Genomic DNA, 23,334 nt, shown 5'->3' with positions numbered 1-23,334 from the left:
CTCATGAGGTACGGCAGCTCAACCCTTTCCGATGTTCTCGCGTCGGGTTCGTTCAATCACAGATACTACGTGGATGTTTTGTATGACGGCGTGCGGATCATGCAAGACCTTCCCGTAACGAATGTCACATTCCAGGAGGATGACAGCGCTCAGGTCGAATGCACAGGGTCTTTGACGGTCGTGTATCAGGGTGACTTCGCTGACAGCATCGCACCGCAGAATATTGGGGACATCCTGTCGCCGTTCGGTACGGTGCTGTCCCTGTCGGTGATTGTTTCGGCGGGCCCGGGTTTCAGTGAGCGGGTCATGTTGGGGCAGTTCCTCATATCAGATACCCCGAATATTGTCACTGAGGCGTTCCTGTTCAACACCGCCATTCTGACCCGCGGCGACAGTATCGACTTGTCGTTCACTGACTATTTCGGTGCTGTTTCTGATGACAAGTTCGATGTTCCCGGTTCACCGCCCGACCTGTCGAGCGTGTGGAACGAAATTCAGCGCCTCACCGGGTTGCCGATCACCCGCACGATCACTGATGGCACAATCCCGGCTTCTGTTGCGTATCAGCAGGAAAAACTGCAGGCCGTGTACGACCTCGCAACCGTGCTGGATGCGACCGCTTACATGACTTCGGCGGGCACAGTGTCGATGCGCCCCAACACGTGGCCCGCCCCAGTTGACACGATCAGCGGCGGTGACGGAACACTCATTGCCGTGGTGCGCGGCATGTCGAATGCGTCGGTGCGGAACAAGCTTGTTGTCCGGTCGTATGCGGGCAACGGGCAGTCCGTCTTGTCGTCGGGCGAGATCACAGACGGCCCCCTGCGCACCCGGAACAGCGATGGAACCGTCTCGCCGTACCGCAGCCGCCCACAGTTCTACTCGTCGCAGTTCATCGTAACCAGCGACCAGGCTGACGCTTTCGTTCAGAACAACCTGTCTCGGGTGTCAGTGCTGCGCTCGGTGAAGGTAGTGGTGACGGAAACGTTCAACCCTCTACGGCAGGTCGGCGATGTGGTGACGGTGGTTCGAAAGGTCGACCAGACCGTCACCAGCAAGTTTGTCGCCCGCGTATCGAACATCGTTCGGACGACGGATGCGACGCAGCAAACGACAGTGACGGTGGGTCAGTAATGGATGACATCACCCAGATCCTGCAACTGCTCTCCAAGAAATCGTTGGTGACGGTATTCGCGGGCACGCTGGTTTCGATTGATAGCAGCGGCTGTTACGTCGATTGCGGTGGTGGTCGGACGCCGGCGCGGACGGTGGGGTCTTATCTGCCGGAGATCAACGAACCGGTGTGGGTTTTCTATGTTGACGGCCAACCGTACGTTTTCGGTTCTGCCGTTCCGAAGCCGGGTCAGGGTCAGGTCGTTTCGGTTGCCGCGAATCTGGTCACGCTGTCTACGAGCTTCGGGAATGTGACTGTCCCGTTCATGCGGGGCATCACCCCGACTGTCGGTGATATGTGGAAGTTGTTGTGGCAGGGCGGCGGGTTCGCGGTCGCCCCCATGTCAACGTCGCCACTGCCGCCTGTCGCACCGCCAGCGCCGGGCGGTGGTGTTTCGAACCATGTTGATACGTTCCGTGCTCGAGGCGATTCGGGTTCATATTCGTCGTCGTATGGGGGATGGAATCAGGCACAGATCATCTCGGCCGATCATTGGCAGGGGCTGTGGACGTTTGGTTCTTCGGTGTCTGACACTGTGCCAGCTTCGGCGGCGATATCGCTGGTGGAGCTTTACATTTCCGTGCAAACGGTGAATGTGACGGCGAACTCGAACATTTCGTTGCACGCATACCAGACACGCCCGGGCGGTGCTCCATCGTATGGGGCGTCTGTTTCGTTGCCGCTCACCCCGGGCTGGTTGGTGCTTCCCAACTCGTTCGGCGACTCACTCAAGTCGGGCGGCGGGTTCGCGGGGGTAGGCCTCAACCATGGCGGGCAAACGTATCTGTCCAGCATCACCCAAGACGGCCAATCGGGCGCTCTTCGAATCACTTCCAGCTATTAGGAGTCCACTGTGGCACATGACAGTCTCGGCCCGAAGAACGAGCCACAGTATGCGGGGACGGGCATCCCAGCAGACGCCGCCGACCTGACCGAGCTCGGGGCGTTCGCCGCCCTGATGGGCAACAGCATGGCGGGCACTCACGCCCAACGTGTTGCGTTGACGGTGACGTGGGTGGGGTTGGAGTTCCGGGAGACGGACACCGCGAACCAGCCCACATACCGCATGACTTCTTCGGGCTGGCAGATCGCATCGATTCTGATCGGCTCCAAGTCGTGGAAGTACTTGCGGGTCGGGAGCGCCACTGACACGTTCGCTGCGGGTTCCGCAACCGCCCTGATCGCGGGGACTTTGACGGGTGCCGCTGCGGGACAGTACTTGGTGGGTTGCAACCTGTCCTTGTTCGGTTCGGCGCAGTCCGAGGGAAACCTTCGCCTCATCGCGTCTTCCACGAACCTGTCTGCTGACATGCAGGCGGGCGTGAATTTGGTGTCGGGGAACATCGACTATGTTTCCCCGTTCACGTGGACGGGCGGCGATCTGGCGTTCACGGTGTCGTACATTCTGGCTGCTGGCACCGGCTCGATCAACAAGAACGGTTCATCTATCTGGGCCACATACGTAGGCCCGTAAGGAGCACTGATGGTTGCTATCGACATTTCCTACGCCCAAGGTTTTCCTAACTTCGATGGTCTCGCGGATGACATCTCTCTCGTTATCGCCCGCGCAGGGACCCTTGAGGGCGGTGGGATGCTTCAAGATTCGAAGCTCATTTACAACCGCGAAAACTGTCGCCGCGTTGGCCGCCAGTTCGGCACATACCTGTTCAACGGCCCCGTCAACCCGACCGTGGCTGCGAAATGGTACCTCTCGATCATTGATTGGAAACCAGGCGACGTAACTGCAATCGATGTGGAATCACCGAACGCGTGGGGGCCCGCCGAGGTTCTTGAGTTCAATAGTTTCGTCCGTGGGGAGATTGGGCAGACGCCATGGACTTACGGTTCTACCAGCCTTCTGTTTCAGCCGCAGTGGAAGGCCGTCTCTGACGACGGGTCACTGCTATGGGGAGCCAACTACGGGGCGAACACGGGGACACCGGGGAGCGATCCGGGCAACGGGCCGTGGGCTACCCGAATTCTTTGGCAGTACACGTCAGTCGCGCAGCACGCGGGATTGTCGGGTTCCGTCGACACGAACATGGTCAACGATGCCGCACTCGCCCAACACCTCAACCTCACCCCAAAACCCGGAGATGAAGACATGCCTCTGAACCAGACCGACCTAGACAGCATCACCAGCATTGTTCGCGAGCAGGTCACCGGCGCGATGCTCGACCTCGTGAAGGTCGCACCTGTCGGCCAGCGCCCCGAGTTTTTCCAGTACCTCCAAGAGGCCGCGTGGTCTGCGCTGAACTACACGTTTCTCTCTGCGTACAGCAAGGGGGCGGACGGGCAGCCGCTGCCTGTGACAATCAAAGACCTCACTGACGCGACGCACGCGAAACCGTAACCCACTTCCACCTCGGGAGGGGTTCTCATTTTGCCTAGTCTCAATTTCTCCGATGCGTGGCCGTGGCTGCAGTGGGTGATAGCTGTCTCTGTTGTCCTTGGCGTCATTGGTGCGGGGGTGAAAGTCGTTCCTGCTTTGTGGCGTATTTTGCAGGCATCTGTGACGTTCACCCAGTCGTTGACGATGCTGCCGGATTTCATGAAACGCACCGACGCCACCCTGCAAGGTCAGGATGCCACCCTGCAGGGTCAGGATGCGACGTTGCAGGACGTTGTGAAGACGCAGAGGAAGATCGCATATCAGGTGGGGCCGAACGGTGGCGGGTCGTTGAACGACTCTGTAACTAAGGCCGTGCTGGAACTGGCCGAGCTGAAAGATGGTCAAGGCCTAATCCGCGAAGACGTGTCCGTTGTGAAAAGTGATATCGGGCATGTAAAACGTCAGGCGATTGCACTGAAAAAGACCACCACCGATACTGCCGCGAAGCTCACTGAGCATATTGAGTTGTCGGCAACCAATCGCATCATCGACAAGAAGGACTGACCAATCATGAATAGCGTAAATCTCGGCGTGATCGTCACCAACGCGACCGCCCGCAAAACCATTTACGGCATCTACATCATCGCCGTTCTCGCCGCGTATGGCATCCAGGTGGGTTTCTCTTCCATTTCGGTTGCTCAGCCTTCATGGCTAATCGCGACGATCTCGGTTCTCGCATATCTGGGTGCCCCGGTCGGCGTTCTCGCGGTAGCTAACGTCGTCGCGACACCGGCTGCGGCACCTGTGGTCGACGCCCCGATCCATTCCGATGCTGTGGCGGCGGTACGGACCCTCTTCGCGCCAGCACCTGCACTTGTCCCGCAGGCTGTTGCTGCTGTGACTGTCGATCCCATCACGGGACTCGTCACGCCAACCCAGTAACACCCTTCCATCGTTCATGCCGTCCTGACTGGGGCGGCTTTTTTGTTGCCCGAAAGGTTGTTCCGTGGCTCAGCGCATCGTTACTATCACCGCAGTCATCGGCCCGAACCTGAAGTTGGCCGACAACACCAACATTGGGATCGGGCCGGCGCGAAACTACACCGACTCTTCGGGCGTGCAACACCTCCCATTGCCGGCGACGTATACGTTTCATAACGGGTCGTTGACGGTGACGAACATGGACGACACTGACGGGTCAGGGAATCCTGTTCAGTGGGTGTTCGTGATGGGTGCCACTGACCAGTTCGGGCAGTTCGCGGGCACACAATCCTCGGTGAAGACGTTCCCTGCGGGCGATCCCACGGTGGCTGTGGACTTCTACACGGGCATGGTTGCGGTCACCACCCAGATCACACCGGGCTCGTCTGTTACTGCTCAGGCACAGAGCGTCGTCGCCTCCCAAGCGGCATCCACGTCTGCAACACAGGCAGCAGCATCCGCTGTAACTGCTGCTGGTTCCGTTACGGGCATCGGTAACTCAGTCGCCGCGGCGGCACTATCGGCTGGGTCTGCAGCTACGGCAGCGGGCACAGCGGCTACGGCCGCGACAACCGCGACTAGCGCGTCGGGCTCCGCCACTACGTCGGCTACGAACGCAGCGAGTTCCGCAGTGTCAGCGGGCAACTCGGCAACTTCGGCGGCGGGGTCTGCCGCAGGCGCAACGGGTTCGGCGTCGGTAGCATCAAGCTCTGCTGGCACTGCTGCTACTGCCGCTACGAACGCTGGAACATCGGCGGCGGGGTCTGCCAGTTCGGCTACCGCGGCCGGCTCAAGCGCAACCGCTGCGGCGGGCTCCGCGTCAAGCGCCGCGGGTTCCGTCACCACGGCGGGTAACTCTGCTACCGCGGCCGCCAATTCGGCCACGTCTGCCGCCAACTCGGCCACGCAAGCATCGAACACTGCTGCGGCGATCCCGACGACGAACGACCCGATTGTGGCGAACCTCGCAGCATCTCCCGGGTCTGCAACTGACCTCGCGCTGCGCGCCCGCATGAAGATCGCCGCCGTGAGCACCACATCGAGCCCCGCAGTCATCTCGCAGCACAACGCGACCGATGCCACCGCGGGCGTGCTCACGCGCACACTGCCGACAGGCCAACCCGAAGGCACCGTACTGTCGGTCGAGAAGGCCGACGCCTCCACAAACGTCGTGAACATCACGGGCAACGTGCGGGGCGTAGCCTCCGTTATCATTCCACTTGCGCTGCCGAAAGAGACAGTCGAGTTCCGTGCTGACTCTTCCGGTTCGTGGTGGCCCGTCTCAGGCCACAAGACCCTCTCAAGTCTCGACGGCCGGTACCCGACTCCGAACTGGGGAACGGTTGCCGTGGGTGACGCGGCTGTCCGCCCGGTGGGTAAGGGCGAGCACTTCTTCGATGTCCGCGACCAGTACGGTGCGAATCACTTCCCCGCATACACAGATGACACTCCCTACTTTCAGGCTGCCGTCAACGCGGCCGCAGCGGTCGGCGGTGTTGTTCAGTTCCCCCCGTTCGACTATCACATCACCGGTCTGTCGATCCCTGATTTCGTCTCGCTCAGGGTCATGGCGGGCGGCATGCACTCAAGGTTCTCAACCGCAGGCGTCGGTGCGTCAGGGCGACGCGCGACAGCACGTTTCCTGCACGTCACCAGCACCGACACCGGCGACGTAATCACGATCAACGGCTCAGGCACTGCCATTGCCGATCTCTACATCGACGGTAACGGTGCGCCTGGCACCGGGCTGAACACAAACGGTTTCGAAACGAAGCTCGACAACGTGCGGATCATCAACTGCAACGGCATCGGGCTGTACATCCGTGGCGAGAACAACAACAAGTGGAAAGACCTCTACGTCGATGACTGCGGCAAGGCAGGCGTCTACGTTGGCACCGGGCCCACCGCAACGATCACGACACCGGCTATCCCAGCGGTGCGGTGGACATCCGAGGGCAATACCGTCAACAATATTCGCCTGTTCGGCCTCACCATCGAACGGCCACGCGGCGATGTGGCGCTCGAACTCGCGGTCGGAACCGATTCAGGCAGCTACTGGAGTGAGTGGCTAGATATTTTCGGACCTCACCTGGAGTCGCCGGCAATTAACCATCCGAACACGGTCGAACCAATGATCAGGCTCGGAAACATTCGTGGGCTGAATTTCTTCGGGGGAATGCTCTACAGCGGCCCGGGATACAACACGGCACACGATCAGCAGGCAACCCGAACGTACGCGAATGGTGGAATCCGTTTTTTCGGAACTGCGTTCGTCGGGGCCGACACAACAGTGGCTATCAGCGCTGCTGGCGTGACTCCGGCCGTGTATCTGCCGCCGTCTCAGGTACTCGTGCATCTCGTGCACGGCAACGACATCGCGTTCATCGGCTGCACATTCGACCGCTTCACGGTCGCGGGCATCCTGATCGAATCGACGTACGGCGGTGACGTCTACATCGACGCAGCAACCGCAGCACAGACCGGTGTGGTCATCGATCCGAGCTCGGGGGTGCAGACACCTACAGTGCAAGCCCCGATGGTTGTAGACAACCGAGCAGCGAAGAGCAAGTACCGGGTGCTCGGAAACCTTGAGGTCAGTGGCCACCTCAGCACGAAGCAGATAACCCCACCGACCGCTGCAGCTCAGTACGGGATCGCGAACTTGGTGATGCTGCCCGGTGCTGCAGATGATTCGGGCAACATCTCGTTTGGCAGCGGAGCTACACCGTCGCCGGGTGGCATCGTCGTAGTAACGTTCGCGAAACCCTTGGAGAGTGGCGCGCGGCAAGCCGTAATCAGCTGCTTTCCGAACAACGCGAAAACGCAAGCGTTGGGCCTATACGGAGCAGTGAAGTCAGACGGCACAGGGTTCACGCTGTACGCCGCAGTAGCACCCGCAGCATCACAGACCGCGCTGACATTCCAGTTCGGCTACGAGATACGCGCCTGAGAATCGAAAAAGCCCCGCCCCTTGTCTTCGGACTCGGGGCGGGGCTATTTCGTCGTTACAGCTTGAACCGGAACGACAGCCCTTTCATAATCCGGATTCGGGCCTGCCCGCGACACTCACTGGTTGCAGGTGGCAACCACATCTTTGATCGCAACGGTACTCGCGCTGATGTCAGACGCAACACTTACTGTCATGTCGCCGCCCGCAGCAGAAGTGGCGCTCTTTTGAACCTGCCCGTATGCACCAGACGCCACCGACAGCACCGCCGAGAACAGTTTGTCGTTCGGGGCGACCGCCTGCGAGAGCACCGAGAGTTTGGTGGAGAACGACCCGAAGTAGTTTGCAAGATCGGTCATACCCTTGCTCGTGCCCGCGTCTATCTGAGGTTGCGGGTGGATCGCAATATAGGAGACATAATCAGTGCACGCAGCCTTCACCGTCATCGGTTCAACCGGTGCCGCGGTGGTCGTAGACGCGCAACCACCGAGCATCAAAACGGCTAGAACAGGCACCAACAGTTTCCGCATGAATCCCCCCAGGTAGATGAGGGAACTATACCGCTGAACCCCCACGCCCCATAAGCGGGCAGGGGGTCATTCCGTATTAGATGTACCCCTTGTTTGTTGCGTGGCTGATTACCGTAGCGGCTCTACGCGGCGAGCGGTGGAATCGTGTCACTCCCAGGCAGACACAGCCGCGCCATAGCTGAGCGCTGCTGAGAGACATCTACTCGCGTGTAGATCGCGGTCGTGGCCGGTGACTCGTGCCGCATCAGCGTTTGAACGATTCGCAGATCAGCGCCCTCGGCTAACAACGTGGTGCCATACCAGTGCCGCAGCTGGTGAGGTTTGCCGACGAAACCAGCGCGGCGCATCGTGTCACGTATCGCTTTCGAAACTGCGTGCGCGGAGACGTGCTCAGCTTCGCCCGTGTAGGAGTGAAACCAGTACTCATTGCTGGGATAGTGAAACGCTTCTTCTACCAGAATGGGGTGCAGCGGCATCTGTGCCGTCTTCCCGCCTTTGCCGGTGACCGTGAGGATGTCGCCCTGAAAGTCGCGGCCGTGCAGCTTTGCGATCTCATGCACGCGCAGACCCGCGAGGGCGGCGAACAAGATGTATGTCTGCGTGCGCGCCCGGTTGGCTCTGGCTACCAGGTCGCTCACGTGAGCATCTTGAACGGGTCGAGGCTGTGACTTTACCCGTTTCGGTGACGGCGTTTTCAGTGCAGGGTTGTCGGTGCGCAACTCCGCTTTTACGAGCCACGCGCAGTATGCCCGGATGGATTCGTGATAGGTGGCGCGTGAGGCCCCAGAGAGTCCAGGACGGGCGCAATAGGCGAGTATATGCATTGGCATCAGCCCGAGAGCTTCAACGCCAGAGAACGCCAACAGACGCCCTACCGTGGATGCCCGCTCGTGAATGGTGCGGTCGGAAAGTCCCTGCGCTTCTTGCCACATACGCCACATTGCAAGGATTTGTTCGGTGCTCATTTTGCTGCCCCCATATTGACGGGCGAATTGTTCCGGCCCGGATGCCAATTTATTCTGCGACCAATTCGGGGGCCAGTCCCAAAATTGGGGACTGTTTGTTGTACCTTGTGAACAAAGACGATTCCGAATCTGGCATTCATGCTGCGGCGGGAATGTATCGCGGGAATAACGGGGTCAAAACACCCGAACCGATCCGCTTCTCATTACGAGTGAATCGCTCTACCGACTGAGCTAAGGCGGCCTGGCCGATGCAAGCACCGACACAGCAAGTAAGCTTATAGGAGAGTGCGCAGCTCGGCGAACGAGTTGGTCAGAAGTACCGACATCGGTCGGCTGTCGGAGCTGTCTGCCCAGGTTCCCCACGCGTGCCTCATGGCCGCGATGGCCACCAGGGTGATGAGCCGGGCGTGATCGTGAATGGCGGCGGGATCAGGGATTTCGCCGCCATGGGTGGCGCTCTCTGCATCATGTGTCAGCCGCCTGGCCACGACGCCGGTCAGATCTACCTCGAATTCGCGCATGCTGCTGATTCGTTGTACCAGAAGGTGCGGATAGTCGCGAATGACCAGTTTGCGCAGCTGATGCATCTCGAAATCCGCGGTGTCTGACACGGCGACCGAGTGCATGATCGCCAGCAGCCCGTCGAAGATCGGTTCGTTCGAACCGGCGTTGACGAACGCCTCGACCTGCTCCGACTCGAGCCGGAACGGGGTCTCCCCCAGAACCGCGGCCTCTTTCGACGGAAAATAGTTGAAGAACGTTCGCGGCGAGATGTCAGCGTGTCGGCTGATCTCGTCGACCGTCACCGTGTCGAGACCTCTGTCGCGACTGAGTTCGAGAACGGCCAACTGAATACTGCGGCTCGTCGCGAGCCGTTTGCGCTCGCGGAGCCCCGGCTCGGCTGCGGCCGGTTCGTTGGTGGTGAGGGTCACGGCATCGATTATTGCAGACCCCGCAATATTTCGGTGTCTTTGTCGGCAACTGGGCACATCGCGTCGGGCATCGGGGCAGCCATCAGGTCGTGCATCCGGTCGTGCATCGCGCCGCGCATCAGGTCGTGCATCGCGGGTCTGAGGTGGGCGCGGTGCCGGTCAAGAAGTAGTCGTCGACGATCTTGTGAACGCACGACGACGTTCCGTAGGCGGTGTGGCCCTCGCCAACGTACGTGATCAGCTGCGACCCGGTGAGCTGCTTCGCCACCGACTGAGCGTCGGTGTACGGTGTCGCGGGGTCGTCGGTGGTACCCACCACAAGGATGGTCGGGGCACCCACATCACTGATCGGAGCCGGAGTGCGCGTGGCGGGCACAGGCCAGGCCGCGCAGCCGATGTCGCCATACGTCCACCAGGGGCCGAAGGTGGGAGAGGCCGCAACGAGCTCGCTGTTCTGCTTCGCGATGGTTGCCGCGTCGGTGACCGCCGGGTAGTCAAGGCAGTTGATGGCGGTGAAAGCCTCTGTCTGGTTGTTCCGGTATGTACCGTCGGAGTTTCGGCCGTTGTACGCATCGGCGAGCTGGAAGGCGATGTCGGCCTTGCCCTGCTTCACTTCAGCGATCATCTGCGACAGGTACGGCCAACTCGACTTCGCGTACAGCGGGTAGAAGATGGCCGTAAGAAGGCTCGACGAGCCCAGCTGTCGACCGTCGGCGGCGCGAATGGGGCTGGTATCGACCGCTTTCAACAGCGTGGTGACCTGGGCCGCGGCCGTGTCGACGGTGCCGGAGAAGGGGCAGTTCGAACCGGCGAGGCAGTCGGCGAGGTATGCCCGCAGCGCCCCCTCGAAGCCCTTCGCCTGGCCGATGGTCGAGTCGAACCCGGTCGAGGTGGGGTCGACGACCCCATCGAGCACGAGTCGGTTGACCTTCTTCGGGAAGAGGTTCGCGTACTCGCCGCCGATGAACGTGCCGTACGAGTAGCCGAGATAGTTGAGGCCAGCATCGCCGACCGCCGCCCGGAGCGCGTCGAGGTCACGAACCGTACTCTCGGTGTCGATGTGGCCGAGAAGCGCGCCGGTGCCGCTCGCGCAGCCAGCGCCGAAGGCCTTCGCCGTCGCTGTGGCCGCAGCGATCCACTCGGCCGAGCCGTGCGCGCCGGGGGTGATGTCGTAGAGGTACGAGTCCATCTGCTTCGCTGTGACACAGGAGACGGCCGTCGACGCGCCGACCCCGCGCGGATCGAAGCCGACGATGTCGTACTGCTGCTGCAGCGACGGGTCGACGGCGAAATCGACGTTGCCCTTCACGAAGTCGATGGCCGAGACGCCGGGGCCGCCCGGGTTCACGAAGAGCGTGCCGAGGCGCGTACTGCCCTTGGCCGGCTGCTTGATGAGCGCAATAGAGATGGTGTCAGAACCGGGTTTCGCCCAGTCGAGCGGCATCGTCGCTTTCGCGCACTGAAAACCGCCTCCGCAGTCGCTCCACGAGAGAGTCTGGTCGTAGAAGGGTTTCAGGTTGGCGGCCACGTCTTCACCGGTGGGCGAAGACCCCGCGGCAGGTTGGCCCGTGGCACTGCCCGTGCCGGAGCCGAACCAGGTCGAGCATCCGGTGAGAACCAGGGCGGCTGCGGCTGCCACGGCAACGATGCCGAGGGTGCGTCGGCCACGTTTCGACGACAGTGCGGTCACGGTGTTGCCTTTCGGTTGGTGCTGTGAGTCAGGGTGATCAGCATGGCCTCGAGCGAGAGGGCCGGCGTGACGTTGTGCGAGATGCGGCGACGAGCAATGGCAATGGCATCCATGACGGCGAGCGTCTCGGCCGGCTCTGTGCGCTCAGCCAACGCGTCGAGCTCACCCTGAATGGCCACGTTGATGAGTTCGAGGCCGGCGCCCAGCTGAATGAGCAGGGCGTCTCGGTAGAGCGAGAGCAGGTCGACGAGAATGCGGTCGATACCGTCGCGCAGGCTTCGCGTCGCGCGACGCTTCTGGTCTTCTTCGAGCGTCTTCACCTGAGACCGCAGGGCAGCGGGTACGGCCTGACCGGGCTCGACACCGAGGCTTCGCAGGGTGCTCTCGCGCTCTTCGGCATCGCGCTCTTCGGTGATGGCCTCGGCATCGGCCTTCGCGAGCTCGAGCAGGCGGGCCGCGCCCATGATCGCATCGGGTACGCTCCGGATGCCCAGGGCGACGCTGAGCGTCGACGCGCGCCTCTGCCGTGCATCGACATTCGTCGCGAGCCGGTGCGCCATACCGATGTGGCTCTGCGCCTCGCGGGCCGCACGAACCGCCGTCTGCGGCTCGACGCCGTCGCGCCGTTCGAGCAGACCGGCCACGTCAGTGGCGCTCGGCACCCGCAGCCGCACCGAACGCACCCGCGACCGTACCGTTGGCAGGAGGTCGGCTTCGCTGGGGGCGCACAGGATCCACACCGTACGCTCGGGCGGCTCTTCGAGCGCCTTCAACAGAACGTTCGAGGTTCGCTCGGCCATGCGGTCGGCGTCTTCGATGACCATCACGCGGTAGCGGGAGACCGAGGGCGAGTACTGCGAACTCGAGACGAGGGTGCGAACCTCTTCGATCGAGATGATGACGCGGTCGGTGCTGAGAACGGCGAGGTCGGGATGCGTGCGGGCCGCCACCTGGCGGCAGTCTGCGCAGACGCCGCAGCCGCCGTTGCGGCAGAGCAGGGCCGCGGCGAAGGCATACGCGAGATTCGACCGGCCCGAACCGGGCGGGCCGGTGATCAACCACGAATGCGTCATGGCGCCCGAGCCGGTGGAGGCATGGGTTGCGGTGTGGTCGACGGGCGCCGCCGCGCCGCTGGCGGCAGCACGGAACACATCGATGGCCTCCGACTGGCCCGTCAGTTCATCCCACACGCTCATACAGACAACCTACCCGGCGGTGCTGACAATCAGCGTTCAGAGCAAGGGCTCGAGCCGTTCGCGAATGAGCCTGGCGATGACCATCGGTGGCTGGGCTGCATCGACAACCAGAAACCGGTGAGGGTTCTCCGCGGCAATTGCGAGGAAGGAGTCACGTACGCGGCGATGAAAGTCGTTTTTCTCGGCCTCAAGCCGATCAAAACGCTTGTTGTCACTGTTCAATCGCGCGCGAGCCGCTGTCTCGTCGAGGTCGAGCAGAATCGTCAGGTCGGGCACCAGGTCTTCGGTCGCCCACTCTGAGAGTCTTCTGATGTCGTCGCCGCCGAGCACCCGACCGGCACCCTGGTAGGCGACCGATGAGTCGATGTAGCGGTCTTGAATCACCACATCGCCCGCCTCGAGCGCAGGACGAACCTTCGTGGCAATGTGCTGCGCCCGGTCTGCTGCGTAGAGCAGCGCCTCGGCTCGCGCCGTAATGTGCCCGCGGCTGTGCAGCACGATTTCGCGTACCTCGAGCCCGAAGTCGGTGCCCCCGGGTTCGCGCGTGCGCACAACCGTGCGCCCCGCCGCCGTGAGCCACTCCTCGAGCAGCGCGGCCTGGGTCGATTTGCCCACACCGTCGCCGCCCTCGATCGTGACGAAGAGACCCGTCACTTCTTGGGGGCGGCCTTCGTGGCTGCCTTTATGGTGGCCTTGGGAGCAGCCTTGCGTGCGGGAGCCTTTCGCGTGGTCGTGGCGCGCTTCGCGGCGACCTTCGGCTTCGCCGGGCCCTTCGCGCGCTTGTCAGCGAGCAGCTGCACAGCGCGGTCGAAGTCGATCTCCTCGATCGTCTCGGCCTTCGGAATCGTGGCATTCGTCACACCGTCAGTCACGTAGGCGCCGAACCGGCCGTCTTTGATCTTGATGGGCTTGCCGCTCTCGGGGTCGGGCTCGTCGAAGTCTTTGAGGGCGCTGGATGCCCGGCGAGCGCCATACTTCGGCTGCGCGAACAACTCCAGTGCTCCTGGCAGGTCGATCTCGAAGATGAGGTCTTCGCTCTCGAGCGACCGGGTGTCGGTGCCGCGCTTCAGGTACGGGCCGAACTTGCCGTTCTGCGCCGTGATCGTTTCGCTGAGCTCGGGATCGTCGCCCACGGTGCGGGGCAGCGACAGCAGCTTCAACGCGGTGTCGAGGTCGATGGCTGCGAGATCCATCGTCTTGAACAGCGATGCCGTGCGGGCTTTGGGCAGGGCAGCAGCCTTCTTGGCGGCCGGTTTCTTTGCGGGAGCCTTGGTTTTGGAGTCGGCCGCCGGGGCGGCCTCTCCGGCCAGCGCGGCTGCTGCTGCGGCTTTCGCAGCCTTCGCTGCGGCAGCCTTGGTCAGCGGCTTGGTGACGGTTGCCGGCTCGGCGATCGGCGCTGCGGCGGGGTCGGCGAGCAGACCCGCCGTGGCGGCGGCGAGCGCGACCGTCGCCTCCATGTCGACTACCGGTTCGGGTTCGAGCTCGGTGACGTAGGGACCGAAACGGCCGTCTTTCGCCACGATGCTTTTGCCGTTCTCGGGGTTGATGCCGATGACGCGGTCGGTGACGACGGGGGCGTCGATGAGTTCTTGGGCCTTGGCGAGGGTCAGTTCATCCGGTGCCAATTCCGGCGGAATGTTCACGCGCCGGGGCGGCGTGACCTCACCGGTGGCCGTGTCGACGTCTTCGAGCACCTCGAGATAGGGGCCGTATTTGCCGATGCGCAGGGTGATGTCGTCTGACAGCGCGATCGAGTTGATCGCTCGCGCGTCGATGTCGCCGAGGTTGTCAATGACATCGCGCAGACCTTTGTGGCCTTCGGTGCCGAAGTAGAAACCGTTCAACCAGTCGATGCGGTCTTCTTCGCCGCCGGCGATCTTGTCGAGGTCTGACTCGAGCTCTGCGGTGAAGTCGTAGTCGACGAGTTCGCCGAAATACTCCTCGAGCAGGCGCACCACTGAGAAGGCGATCCAGTTGGGCACGAGCGCCTGGCCGCGCGGCGTGACATAGCCGCGGTCGATGATCGTCGAGATGATCGAGGCGTATGTGGAGGGGCGCCCGATTCCGAGCTCGTCGAGCGTCTTCACCAGGCTGGCCTCGGTGTAGCGCGGGGGCGGGCTGGTCTCGTGACCGGCCGCATCCACACTGACCGCGGTGAGGGCCTGGCCCTTTGTCAGCGGCGGTAGCTTCGACTCGGTGGGCTCGGTGGGGGCGTTTCGCTCTTCGTCCTGGCTCTCTTCGTAGGCGAGCATGAAGCCGCGGAACGTGATGACGGTACCGCTCGCCGAGAACTCGGCGGTGGTCGTCTTCGTGAGACCCTCAACCGGGGTCGGGCCCGCTTCGATGGTCACCGAAGCCGTCGAACCCTTGGCGTCGGCCATCTGGGAGGCGACGGTTCGCTTCCAGATGAGTTCGTAGAGCCTGAAGTCGTTGCCGCGCAGAACACCGGCGACCTGCGAGGGCGTCTTGAATGTCTCGCCTGCCGGGCGCACGGCCTCGTGGGCCTCTTGGGCATTCTTGCCCTTACCCGTGTAGAGGCGGGGCTTGTCGGGAACGGTTTCAGCGCCGTACAAGGCGCGGGCCTGCGTGCGCGCTGCGTTCAAGGCCTGCTGCGACAGCGACGGAGAGTCGGTTCGCATGTAGGTGATGTACCCGTTCTCGTACAGCGACTGCGCCACGCTCATGGTCTGGCGTGCCGAGAAGCGGAGCTTGCGCGCGGCCTCCTGCTGCAGCGTCGAGGTAGTGAACGGCGCTGCCGGTCGCCGGGTGTACGGCTTCGACTCGACATTCGACACGTGGATGCCCACCTGCGGGTCTGCGAGAGCATCAGCCAGGGCGCGAGCCTGTGGCTCGCTCAGCATGCTCGCCTTGCTCTTCAGCTGACCCGACTCGTCGAAGTCGCGGCCGGTGGCGATACGCTCACCGTTGACCCGAACCAACCGAGCACCGAAGTGCACGCTGTCGGCCGACGTGACGTCACGCGCGGTGGCGTCGGCCAGTACGGCGTTCAGATCCCAGTAGCTCGCGGCGGTGAAGGCGAGGCGCTCACGTTCGCGCTCGACAACAAGGCGCGTCGCGGCAGACTGCACGCGGCCCGCCGAGAGGCCGGGGCCGACCTTCCGCCACAGCACCGGAGAGATCTCGTAGCCGTAGAGACGGTCGAGGATTCGGCGGGTCTCCTGCGCATCGACGAGGGCCTCGTCGATGTCACGGGTGTTGTCTCTGGCGTGCTCGATGGCCTCTTTCGTGATCTCGTGGAACACCATGCGCCGCACAGGAACTTTCGGCTTCAGCACTTCGAGCAGGTGCCACGCGATGGCTTCGCCCTCGCGGTCTTCATCAGTTGCGAGGTAGAGCTCGTCGGCGTTCGCGAGCGCTTTCTTCAGCTCGGCGACCGTCTTGCGCTTCTCAGCAGACACCACGTAATAGGGAGCGAAGCCGTTTTCGACATCGACAGAGAACTTGCCGAGCGAGCCTTTCTTCAGCTCGGGCGGCAGGTTCTTTGGCTCGACGAGGTCGCGAATGTGACCTACTGAGGCCTGAACCTCATACCCTTCGCCCAGGTACTGCGCGATGGACTTCACCTTGGTGGGTGACTCGACGATGACGAGCTTTCTCGGGCCTGGCACTCTGCTCCCTGCGGTTTAAGAATTGCTTCGGCTAGACGCTGCCTATAAAGGGTAAGAAGCAGTGACCAGCCTGATGAACACACGGGCCCATCAGGCACACCATACACACCATCAACCCGTCAACACCTAATTCAACAGTCAGGCAACGCTCAGTGAACCTGAAAGCTCACCCGGTTGCGTTCTGCCGCTTCGGGAGGATGATGAAGGCTGACGCTCAATGCAGAGCGTGAAAGAAAGGAGTTGGCCACAGTGTCGACAACCACATCTGAGAGCTACACCGCAAAGCTGACCGACGGGCCTCTCGAGGGCAAAACCATCCGTACCGGTTTCACAAACGGGGGCGAGCCTCAACCCCGCATCACCATTCCCACCGATTCGCCCGCCAAACAGTACCTCTATATCAGGGGCAACGGTTTCGAGTACGGCAGCGACGATGCCAGCTCGTCGAACGGGTCGTCACCCGCCCGCCCGGCACGCCCGACGGCGGTGGAGTACCGCTTCGTGCAGGCCATCTTCGAGTAGAACCCGTCGGGCCGGGCTCGGCACCCCGCGCCGAAAAGGCTCAGGGCGCCGTCGGCTCTCAAACGGGCGGGGCTCGGCCGTCGGCTCTCAAACGGGCGGGGCTCGGCCGTCGGCTGGCCCCGCTCGCGACCTGGCGTCGACCTCGATTCCGAGCACCACACGCGATGCCGTGACCTCGGCGACCATTCCCTGCATCTGGCACGAACCCAGAACCACGCCCTCTCTCTCAGCAACTGCTGCCGCCACCTCGCAGGGATACCCAGACACAACCCCGGCCGCAACATCGGCTGCCGCGAGCGCCGCCGCATCGGCCGAAGTCTGAACCTGGTGCTTCACCGCCAGAGCATTCGTCACCGAGAGCAACAACGCGATCACGAGCAGAACCACCGCGACTATCGCAACGCAGAGCACCGAACCCGCTCCCGTCTCATCGGCCAACGCCCGCCGCGCGCTCCCTCTCTGCACGCTCTGTCTGTGCACTCTCCATCTCTGCGCACCCCCACTCGGCACGCTCCCACTCTGCGCGCTCCCCCTCCGCATTCTCATCGCCCACCCGTCAACGCACACGATCGAGCCGATACCTCAAGCCCCGGCACGCGGCCGGCGACGAACACAACCGGGGCGGCAACTCTCACGCAGACGAACTCGCCATCGACACCGCTCGAAAGCTCGTGCGGCCCGATCAGAGCGGTCACCCGCCCCTCGGCGTCGCCCGGCGAATCGCCGCGGCCGAGACTGCGCGCGGCAACCGCCGCGGCATCGACCACGCGAACCTGCAACCCCGAGGCCTGCAACGCCCCCAGCGCCAGCACGAGCACCAGCACAACGGCCGGCAGCGCGGCTGCGAGTTCGGCCGTGACCGTACCCCGGTCATCCCGAACCAGCGCGCGCAGTCTCGAGCTGTGCATGCGGTCAGCCCACCGTCAGCGCGTGTCGCACGATGTCGGCCAGCATCGCGTGCACCTCGTCGCCTCGCAGGATGACCACCAACACCCCAGCAAACCCGACGGCCGCCATCGTGGCTATCGCGTACTCGGCCGTCGCCGACCCCAGATCGTCATGCAGTGCCTCGTTCGCGCCGATCATGATCCCTCTGACGAAATTGCCGACACTCGCCGTCGCCGTCGCCCTCGCCCTCGCCGTCCCCCTCGCCGTCGCCGTCGCCGTCGCCGACCATTTCACCCTGCTCATTCGTGCTCCCTGCTCGTCGTTTCTCACCGGACGACTCCACTTTCGCCCCGGCGCGAGCTGCATTCGTCGGCCAACCCCGGATCGGTAGAAACTCGAGCTATGGCGCGCATTGTGGAGGAGTTATGCACCCGTGCTAGTGGGGCCGCGGTGCACGCAGCGGTCAATTCGTAAGCGCACCGCCACCACCAACGCCGGGCACCGCCACCGCCACCTCCGTCACCGTCACCGTCACCGTCACCGAATTTTCTTCTGCGCAATTCGAAACCCCGGCGGAGCCAACGGCCCACTCTCACAGGGCCGAGAAGGTCGATGTGATCACGGCCAGCAGCAGCGGAGCAACGCCGAGCAGCATGAAGGCGGGCAGCACGCAGAGTCCGAGCGGAACCATCAGCCGCACCGAAAGTGCGGCCGCCCTCTTCTGGCTGGCGGTGACGGCGGCCCGACGAACCTGAGCCGCCTCGGCCCGCAACAGTTCGGCTGCAGGAACACCCGCACGACGAGAGAGCTCGACCACAGCATCCACTCGCTCACCTGCACCCGGCTCGCGCAGGCCATACAGCTCGAGTGCGTCGGTCATCACCTGCCGCGCGCGGTCGACGGATGCCCCACCACCCATCGCCACCGCCATCAGTTCCACAGCCACCCCCGCCACCATGGTTTTCGGTTGGGCAGCGCGCACCAGGGCTGAGTTCCACCGCCGGGACACCACGAGCAAGCCGACTCCCGCCACCAGGCAAGCCACGCCGGGCGGAGTCGCGAACAGCGTGTGCAGCGAATCGAACCCCATCAGCGCGCCAAACCCGATGCCCACCAGGGGAAGGAAGACCATGAGCCGGGCGGTCGCGATGGGAGCCGCCAGTGCGACGTCGATCGATCGGTGCACTTCTCCCACTTCGAGCAGTGTGCGCGCCACTTCGCGCAGGCAGACCGCGAGCGGGGCTCCGCTCACGCTCGCGACCTGCCACGCGGCGGCAAGCACCAGCCAGGCCTGGCGTGTTCGGGGGTCTCCGACCTTCGATGCGGAGCCGATCGCCCTGTCGGCAGCAACCCCCGCCTGCACCGCCCGCGCGATCAGCCCGACCGCGCTCGCAACCGAACCGCGTCGCCCGACCGCGGCTCGCCCGGCCCCTTCGGCGAGATAGCCCCACGCATTCGTCGGGGCGACACCGGCCTCGAGCAGAACGGCAAGCCGCTGCACGACGGCGGCAACCTCGTCGACCTGGCCGTGGCCGACCGCCGTGGCGCCCCGCCTGGTGGCGCCACCCCGCCTAGCCATGCCGCCCCCGCCGGCCACTCAGGAAGGCGAGCGGCACGCCCTCGGCAAGCGGGGACGCCCGCTCCTCCGGCAGCCCCGGAGATGCCCCGGCAACCAGCCCCATCACGTGAAGGGGTGATATGGGTACACCCACAGCGCGGTCGCCGATGGCGACATCATTGGCAGACGCTACCTCCCCGCCCACGAGCAACGCCTCCCGGCCCGCGCTGTGCGCCTGATGACCCGAAGGGAGCACCTCCTGCCCCGAAGGCCGCACCTCCCGAACGCGCAACCGCCCCTGCCCGTCGAGCTCGAACCGGCCCACCTGGGTCAACCTCCGCCCTTCAGCTCGGCGCTCGACGTGAAAGATCATGTGAATCGCACTCACCGCCTGCCGGGCCACGGCCTCGGGGCTCAACCCCGCGAGCGCGCCAAGCGCCTCGATGCGAGTCGCGACATCGAGCAGCGTGTTGGCGTGCAGGGTTCCGGCGCCGCCATCGTGGCCGGTGTTCAGCGCAGAGAGCAGCTCCCGTATCTCGGCCCCCCGGCACTCGCCGAGCACCAGGCGATCGGGCCGCATTCGAAGCGCTTCTCTCAGCAGCCGGTCGAGCCCGATGCCACCCGCACCTTCGAGGTTCGGCTGCCTCGCTTCGAGCGAGACGAAATGTGGATGGTCGACCCTCAGCTCGGCGACGTCTTCGATCGCAACGATGCGTTCCTCCTTCGGCGCACTGCCCAGTAGCGCCGACAGGAAGGTCGTCTTGCCTGCTCCACCTGCACCGGTGACGAGCATGTTCGAGCGTTTCGCCACCGCTTCGTCGACGAGCAGCCGAATGGCGGGCGACCCGAAGAACCCGGCCAGCTCGAGTTCATCGAGGTGCAGCATCGAGAGGGCCGGTATGCGAATCGACAGCAGGGTGCCCCGCGGCGCCACGGGCGGCAGCACCGCGTGTAGGCGAATGGAGTCGTGCAGCCGAACGTCAACGCACGGGTGAGCCTCATCGATGTGGCGGCCACCGAGCGCCACGAGTCGCACGGCCAACGCGCGGAGTTCGGCTTCGCTGGGGCACCGCCAGTCGTCGGCACGCTCGAGGCCTGAACCGCGGTCGACCCAGAGGTCGGCGGGGCCGTTGACGAAGATGTCGGTGATGCTCTCGTCTCGCACGAAACGCGCGAGGGGCCCGAATTCGTCGGCGCCCGCGCGCCCGGGAAGAGGGCGCCGGCGCGCCACATACCTGCTGTCAACCGTTTCTGCCATCTGCCGACCGTACGAGTGGGCAGCGCTTCGGGCATCCGGGAGCCCGTGAACTGTGCAGAGACTGCTCGGGGTGCTCGCTGTGGAGGAGAAGCCCAGAGCAACCCCACAGACTCCGCGACGGGCCAAGCCTCGCGACAACCGACGGCAGAGGACGCCATTGCGGCGGCGAAGCGCAAACTACCGGTTAACTGAAGGGGGCGGCACCTATTGGGGGAAAAGGTGCCGCCGTAGCAACGCATGATTGGGGGGAATCAGTATTGCGTTGCATCCAAACCAGAATCAGCTTGGTAGAAAAGAGTTTACCCATCCGAAACATGGCCGCAAATCGAACGCGGTCGATTTCAGAAGATTCTCAGAAAAAAACTCGAACTGGGGTACTCCACGAAAGAACGGGGGCCACCCGCAATTCGCCGCAACCTGGCGTGCCCCATTCTGAAACCCACTAGCATCCTTGTGGAAGCGAAGGAGCACCATGACCTCAAAGACGAGCACCAGCACGAGCACCACCCCGGCCGACACACAAACCGACACCCACGACACCCGCGACACCCACACCACCCCCGCCGGCACGAACATCGACAACCTCCTGCACGAAACCCGCCGTTTCGCGCCCAGCGACGAGTTTCGTGCCACCGCTGTGGCGACCGAAGAACTCTACGAGCGGGCATCCGGCGACCGGCCCGCATTCTGGGGCGAGCAGTCGAAGACGCTTCTGCACTGGCACACCCCGTTCACCAGAACACTTGACTGGTCGAACCCCCCGTTCGCCAAATGGTTCGACGACGGCACGCTGAATGTGGCTTACAACTGCCTCGACCGACACGTCAAGGCCGGCAACGGTGACCGCATCGCACTGAACTGGGAGGGTGAACCCGGTGACAGCCGCAGCTTCACCTACTCCGAGCTCACGGCCGAGGTCAAGAAGGCAGCGAATGTGCTGATCAGTCTCGGTATCGGCCAGGGCGACCGCGTCGCCATCTACCTGCCGATGATTCCCGAAGCCCTCATCTCGATGCTGGCCGTCGCCCGCATCGGCGCCGTGCACTCGGTGGTCTTCGGCGGCTTCAGCGCCGAAAGCCTCCGCGCCCGCATCGACGACGCGAGCGCAAAACTCGTCATCACGGCCGACGGCGGGTGGCGCAAAGGCAAGGTCTCCCCCCTCAAACCGGCTGTGGATGCCGCACTCGCCCTGCCCGGCACGAACACGGCAACAGGCACAGGCGACACCACCCCCGGCACCCACACCGTCACCAACGTGCTCGTCGTCAAACGCGGCAACAACCCCGTCGACTGGAACCCCGACCTCGACCTCTGGTGGCACGACGAGCTGGCGAATGCCAACCCCGAGCACGAAGCACAGCCGTTTCCCGCAGAGAATCCCCTCTTCATCCTGTACACCAGCGGCACGACCGGCAAACCCAAGGGCATCCTGCACACCAGCGGCGGCTACCTCACCCAGGCCGCCTTCACCCACAAGAACGTCTTCGACCTGCATCCCGAAACCGACGTCTACTGGTCGACCGCCGACGTCGGCTGGATCACCGGCCACACCTACGTCGTCTACGGCCCGCTGGCGAACGGTGCCACCCAGGTCATCTACGAGGGCACTCCCGACGTCCCGCACCCGGGCCGCTGGTGGGAGATCATCGAAAAATACAAGGTCAGCATCCTGTACGCGGCCCCCACGGCCATCCGCACCTTCATGAAACTCGGCCGGCAGATTCCCGACGCATTCGACCTCACGAGCCTGCGCCTGCTCGGCTCGGTGGGCGAACCGATCAACCCCGAGGCGTGGGTCTGGTACCGCGACGTCATCGGCGGCGGCACGACCCCCATCGTCGACACCTGGTGGCAGACCGAGACGGGCGCCATCATGATCAGCGCGCTCCCAGGCGTCACCACCTTGAAGCCCGGCTCGGCGCAGGTGCCGCTGCCCGGCCTCGACATTCAGGTTCTGGATGACCAGGGCAACCCTGTACCGAAGAACTCCGGTGGCCTGCTGGTCGTTGCCGAGCCCTGGCCGTCGATGCTCCGCGGAATCTGGGGTGACCCCGACCGCTTCGTCGAGACCTACTACAGCCAGTTCCCTGGCCGTTATTTCGCCGGAGACGGTGCCCGCCTCGACCGCGACGGCGACATCTGGCTGCTCGGCCGCGTCGATGACGTGATGAACGTGTCGGGCCACCGCCTCTCGACGGCCGAGATCGAGTCGTCTCTCGTATCGCATCCGCGCGTGGCCGAAGCCGCCGTCGTCGGCGCGTCAGACGAGACCACGGGCCAGGCTGTCGTTGCCTTCGTCATCGTTCGGGCCAGCCAGGAAGGCGATCTGGTGCAGGAGATCGATGTGCTGTCAGCCGAACTGCGCGTTCACGTCGCAACCCAGATCGGCGCGATCGCCAGGCCCCGGCAGGTGTTCATCGTCGCCGAGCTGCCCAAGACGCGCTCGGGCAAGATCATGCGCCGCCTGCTACGCGACCTCGCCGAGGGCCGCGAGATCGGCGACACCACCACCCTCGCCGACACCCAGGTGATGAACATCATCAGCGGCAGCATCGCACGCTGACCGCCACTCCGCCAGCCCCGCCGCCCCTCCGCCCGGCCGACGCCCGTCTTGGCGGTCGGTCGCCCTCTCCCGCCGCCGAGTCGGCGAAGTCTGCGGGTGCGCGGCTCTATCACCCGCAAACTTTGCCGAGTCGATGAGACGCGAGCGAGAGGGGGGCGGGGGCGGGAGG

At 63.8% G+C, this 23,334-nt stretch carries 21 protein-coding genes; 9 read left to right on the top strand and 12 right to left on the bottom strand.

Features of this window, described 5'->3' with window-relative positions; all coding sequences use genetic code 11:
- Positions 1 to 69 precede the first annotated feature (69 nt).
- From D4765_RS14385 to D4765_RS14355, 7 genes are all read left to right on the top strand, one after another.
- A complete protein-coding gene (locus D4765_RS14385; RefSeq protein WP_136642996.1) occupies positions 70 to 1,134 on the top strand; it encodes a hypothetical protein in 1,065 nt (354 codons plus the stop codon).
- On the top strand, positions 1,134 to 2,018 hold the full coding sequence (locus tag D4765_RS14380) for a hypothetical protein (RefSeq protein WP_136642995.1): 885 nt from the start codon (positions 1,134 to 1,136) through the stop codon (positions 2,016 to 2,018). The genes D4765_RS14385 and D4765_RS14380 overlap by 1 nt, the downstream gene beginning before the upstream one ends.
- 9 nt (positions 2,019 to 2,027) lie before the next feature.
- On the top strand, positions 2,028 to 2,648 hold the full coding sequence (locus tag D4765_RS14375; RefSeq protein WP_136642994.1) for a hypothetical protein: 621 nt from the start codon (positions 2,028 to 2,030) through the stop codon (positions 2,646 to 2,648).
- Positions 2,649 to 2,657: 9 nt separating this feature from the next.
- Positions 2,658 to 3,527, top strand: a complete 870-nt coding sequence (locus tag D4765_RS14370; protein WP_136642993.1) for a GH25 family lysozyme — start codon at positions 2,658 to 2,660, stop codon at positions 3,525 to 3,527.
- Between the two features lie 30 nt (positions 3,528 to 3,557).
- The gene (locus tag D4765_RS14365) at positions 3,558 to 4,070 is read left to right on the top strand and encodes a hypothetical protein (RefSeq protein WP_136642992.1); all 513 of its coding nucleotides are present in this window, start codon (positions 3,558 to 3,560) and stop codon (positions 4,068 to 4,070) included.
- A gap of 27 nt (positions 4,071 to 4,097) precedes the next feature.
- The gene (locus D4765_RS14360) at positions 4,098 to 4,448 is read left to right on the top strand and encodes a hypothetical protein (protein WP_136642991.1); all 351 of its coding nucleotides are present in this window, start codon (positions 4,098 to 4,100) and stop codon (positions 4,446 to 4,448) included.
- A 64-nt stretch (positions 4,449 to 4,512) separates the two neighbouring features.
- On the top strand, positions 4,513 to 7,437 hold the full coding sequence (locus D4765_RS14355; protein WP_136642990.1) for a right-handed parallel beta-helix repeat-containing protein: 2,925 nt from the start codon (positions 4,513 to 4,515) through the stop codon (positions 7,435 to 7,437).
- Positions 7,438 to 7,553: 116 nt separating this feature from the next.
- Here the strand turns inward: D4765_RS14355 and D4765_RS14350 are convergent, their stop codons facing one another.
- From D4765_RS14350 to topA, 7 genes are all read right to left on the bottom strand, one after another.
- Positions 7,554 to 7,793, bottom strand: a complete 240-nt coding sequence (locus D4765_RS14350; protein WP_136642989.1) for a hypothetical protein — start codon at positions 7,791 to 7,793, stop codon at positions 7,554 to 7,556.
- Between the two features lie 293 nt (positions 7,794 to 8,086).
- On the bottom strand, positions 8,087 to 8,929 hold the full coding sequence (locus tag D4765_RS14345; protein ID WP_136642988.1) for a tyrosine-type recombinase/integrase: 843 nt from the start codon (positions 8,927 to 8,929) through the stop codon (positions 8,087 to 8,089).
- A gap of 275 nt (positions 8,930 to 9,204) precedes the next feature.
- Positions 9,205 to 9,861, bottom strand: a complete 657-nt coding sequence (locus D4765_RS14340; protein ID WP_136642987.1) for a TetR family transcriptional regulator — start codon at positions 9,859 to 9,861, stop codon at positions 9,205 to 9,207.
- A gap of 118 nt (positions 9,862 to 9,979) precedes the next feature.
- Positions 9,980 to 11,551: an alpha/beta hydrolase gene (locus D4765_RS14335; protein ID WP_136642986.1), complete on the bottom strand. Its 1,572-nt coding sequence runs from the start codon at positions 11,549 to 11,551 to the stop codon at positions 9,980 to 9,982.
- Positions 11,548 to 12,747, bottom strand: a complete 1,200-nt coding sequence (locus tag D4765_RS14330) for a DNA polymerase III subunit delta' (protein WP_136642985.1) — start codon at positions 12,745 to 12,747, stop codon at positions 11,548 to 11,550. Before D4765_RS14330 ends, D4765_RS14335 begins: the two co-directional genes overlap by 4 nt.
- 36 nt (positions 12,748 to 12,783) lie before the next feature.
- Positions 12,784 to 13,401: a dTMP kinase gene (gene tmk / locus D4765_RS14325; RefSeq protein ID WP_136642984.1), complete on the bottom strand. Its 618-nt coding sequence runs from the start codon at positions 13,399 to 13,401 to the stop codon at positions 12,784 to 12,786.
- The gene (gene topA / locus D4765_RS14320) at positions 13,398 to 16,376 is read right to left on the bottom strand and encodes a type I DNA topoisomerase (protein WP_136642983.1); all 2,979 of its coding nucleotides are present in this window, start codon (positions 16,374 to 16,376) and stop codon (positions 13,398 to 13,400) included. The genes tmk and topA overlap by 4 nt, the downstream gene beginning before the upstream one ends.
- Positions 16,377 to 16,625: 249 nt before the next feature.
- On the opposite strand from topA, the gene D4765_RS14315 reads away from it, so the two are divergent.
- Entirely contained in the window at positions 16,626 to 16,898 is a 273-nt protein-coding gene (locus D4765_RS14315; protein ID WP_136642982.1) for a hypothetical protein, read from the top strand.
- A gap of 87 nt (positions 16,899 to 16,985) precedes the next feature.
- On the opposite strand, the gene D4765_RS14310 is transcribed toward D4765_RS14315, so the two are convergent.
- From D4765_RS14310 to D4765_RS14285, 5 genes are all read right to left on the bottom strand, one after another.
- Positions 16,986 to 17,363 carry an Rv3654c family TadE-like protein gene (locus tag D4765_RS14310; protein ID WP_161580453.1) on the bottom strand — a complete coding sequence of 126 codons (378 nt, stop codon included), beginning with the start codon at positions 17,361 to 17,363 and terminating at the stop codon, positions 16,986 to 16,988.
- A 77-nt stretch (positions 17,364 to 17,440) separates the two neighbouring features.
- Positions 17,441 to 17,806, bottom strand: a complete 366-nt coding sequence (locus D4765_RS14305) for a TadE family type IV pilus minor pilin (protein WP_136642980.1) — start codon at positions 17,804 to 17,806, stop codon at positions 17,441 to 17,443.
- Positions 17,807 to 17,810: 4 nt separating this feature from the next.
- Positions 17,811 to 18,089 carry a DUF4244 domain-containing protein gene (locus D4765_RS19760; protein ID WP_237280455.1) on the bottom strand — a complete coding sequence of 93 codons (279 nt, stop codon included), beginning with the start codon at positions 18,087 to 18,089 and terminating at the stop codon, positions 17,811 to 17,813.
- Between the two features lie 289 nt (positions 18,090 to 18,378).
- Positions 18,379 to 19,365: a type II secretion system F family protein gene (locus D4765_RS14290; RefSeq protein WP_136642977.1), complete on the bottom strand. Its 987-nt coding sequence runs from the start codon at positions 19,363 to 19,365 to the stop codon at positions 18,379 to 18,381.
- Entirely contained in the window at positions 19,358 to 20,602 is a 1,245-nt protein-coding gene (locus tag D4765_RS14285; RefSeq protein WP_136642976.1) for a TadA family conjugal transfer-associated ATPase, read from the bottom strand. The genes D4765_RS14290 and D4765_RS14285 overlap by 8 nt, the downstream gene beginning before the upstream one ends.
- Positions 20,603 to 21,074: 472 nt before the next feature.
- Between D4765_RS14285 and acs the strand changes: the two genes are divergently transcribed.
- On the top strand, positions 21,075 to 23,165 hold the full coding sequence (acs, locus tag D4765_RS14280; protein WP_136642975.1) for an acetate--CoA ligase: 2,091 nt from the start codon (positions 21,075 to 21,077) through the stop codon (positions 23,163 to 23,165).
- Positions 23,166 to 23,334 lie beyond the last annotated feature (169 nt).

This window comes from Subtercola vilae (assembly GCF_004923255.1).
GTDB classification, from domain to species: Bacteria; Actinomycetota; Actinomycetes; order Actinomycetales; family Microbacteriaceae; genus Subtercola; species Subtercola vilae.
Note: the sequence above shows the minus strand (reverse complement) of the source record. Positions and strands in the feature narration are given on the sequence as shown.

Bases quoted from the DNA above. Each gene is read 5' to 3' on its own strand.
- D4765_RS14380 (WP_136642995.1), top strand. From the start codon at position 1,134: ATGGATGACATCACCCAGATCCTGCAACTGCTCTCCAAGAAATCGTTG.
- D4765_RS14370 (WP_136642993.1), top strand. From the start codon at position 2,658: ATGGTTGCTATCGACATTTCCTACGCCCAAGGTTTTCCTAACTTCGAT.
- D4765_RS14350 (WP_136642989.1), bottom strand. From the start codon at position 7,793: ATGACCGATCTTGCAAACTACTTCGGGTCGTTCTCCACCAAACTCTCG.
- D4765_RS14345 (WP_136642988.1), bottom strand. From the start codon at position 8,929: ATGAGCACCGAACAAATCCTTGCAATGTGGCGTATGTGGCAAGAAGCG.
- D4765_RS14330 (WP_136642985.1), bottom strand. From the start codon at position 12,747: ATGAGCGTGTGGGATGAACTGACGGGCCAGTCGGAGGCCATCGATGTG.
- D4765_RS14305 (WP_136642980.1), bottom strand. From the start codon at position 17,806: ATGCACAGCTCGAGACTGCGCGCGCTGGTTCGGGATGACCGGGGTACG.
- D4765_RS19760 (WP_237280455.1), bottom strand. From the start codon at position 18,089: ATGAGCAGGGTGAAATGGTCGGCGACGGCGACGGCGACGGCGAGGGGG.
- D4765_RS14290 (WP_136642977.1), bottom strand. From the start codon at position 19,365: ATGGCTAGGCGGGGTGGCGCCACCAGGCGGGGCGCCACGGCGGTCGGC.
- D4765_RS14285 (WP_136642976.1), bottom strand. From the start codon at position 20,602: ATGGCAGAAACGGTTGACAGCAGGTATGTGGCGCGCCGGCGCCCTCTT.
- acs (WP_136642975.1), top strand. From the start codon at position 21,075: ATGACCTCAAAGACGAGCACCAGCACGAGCACCACCCCGGCCGACACA.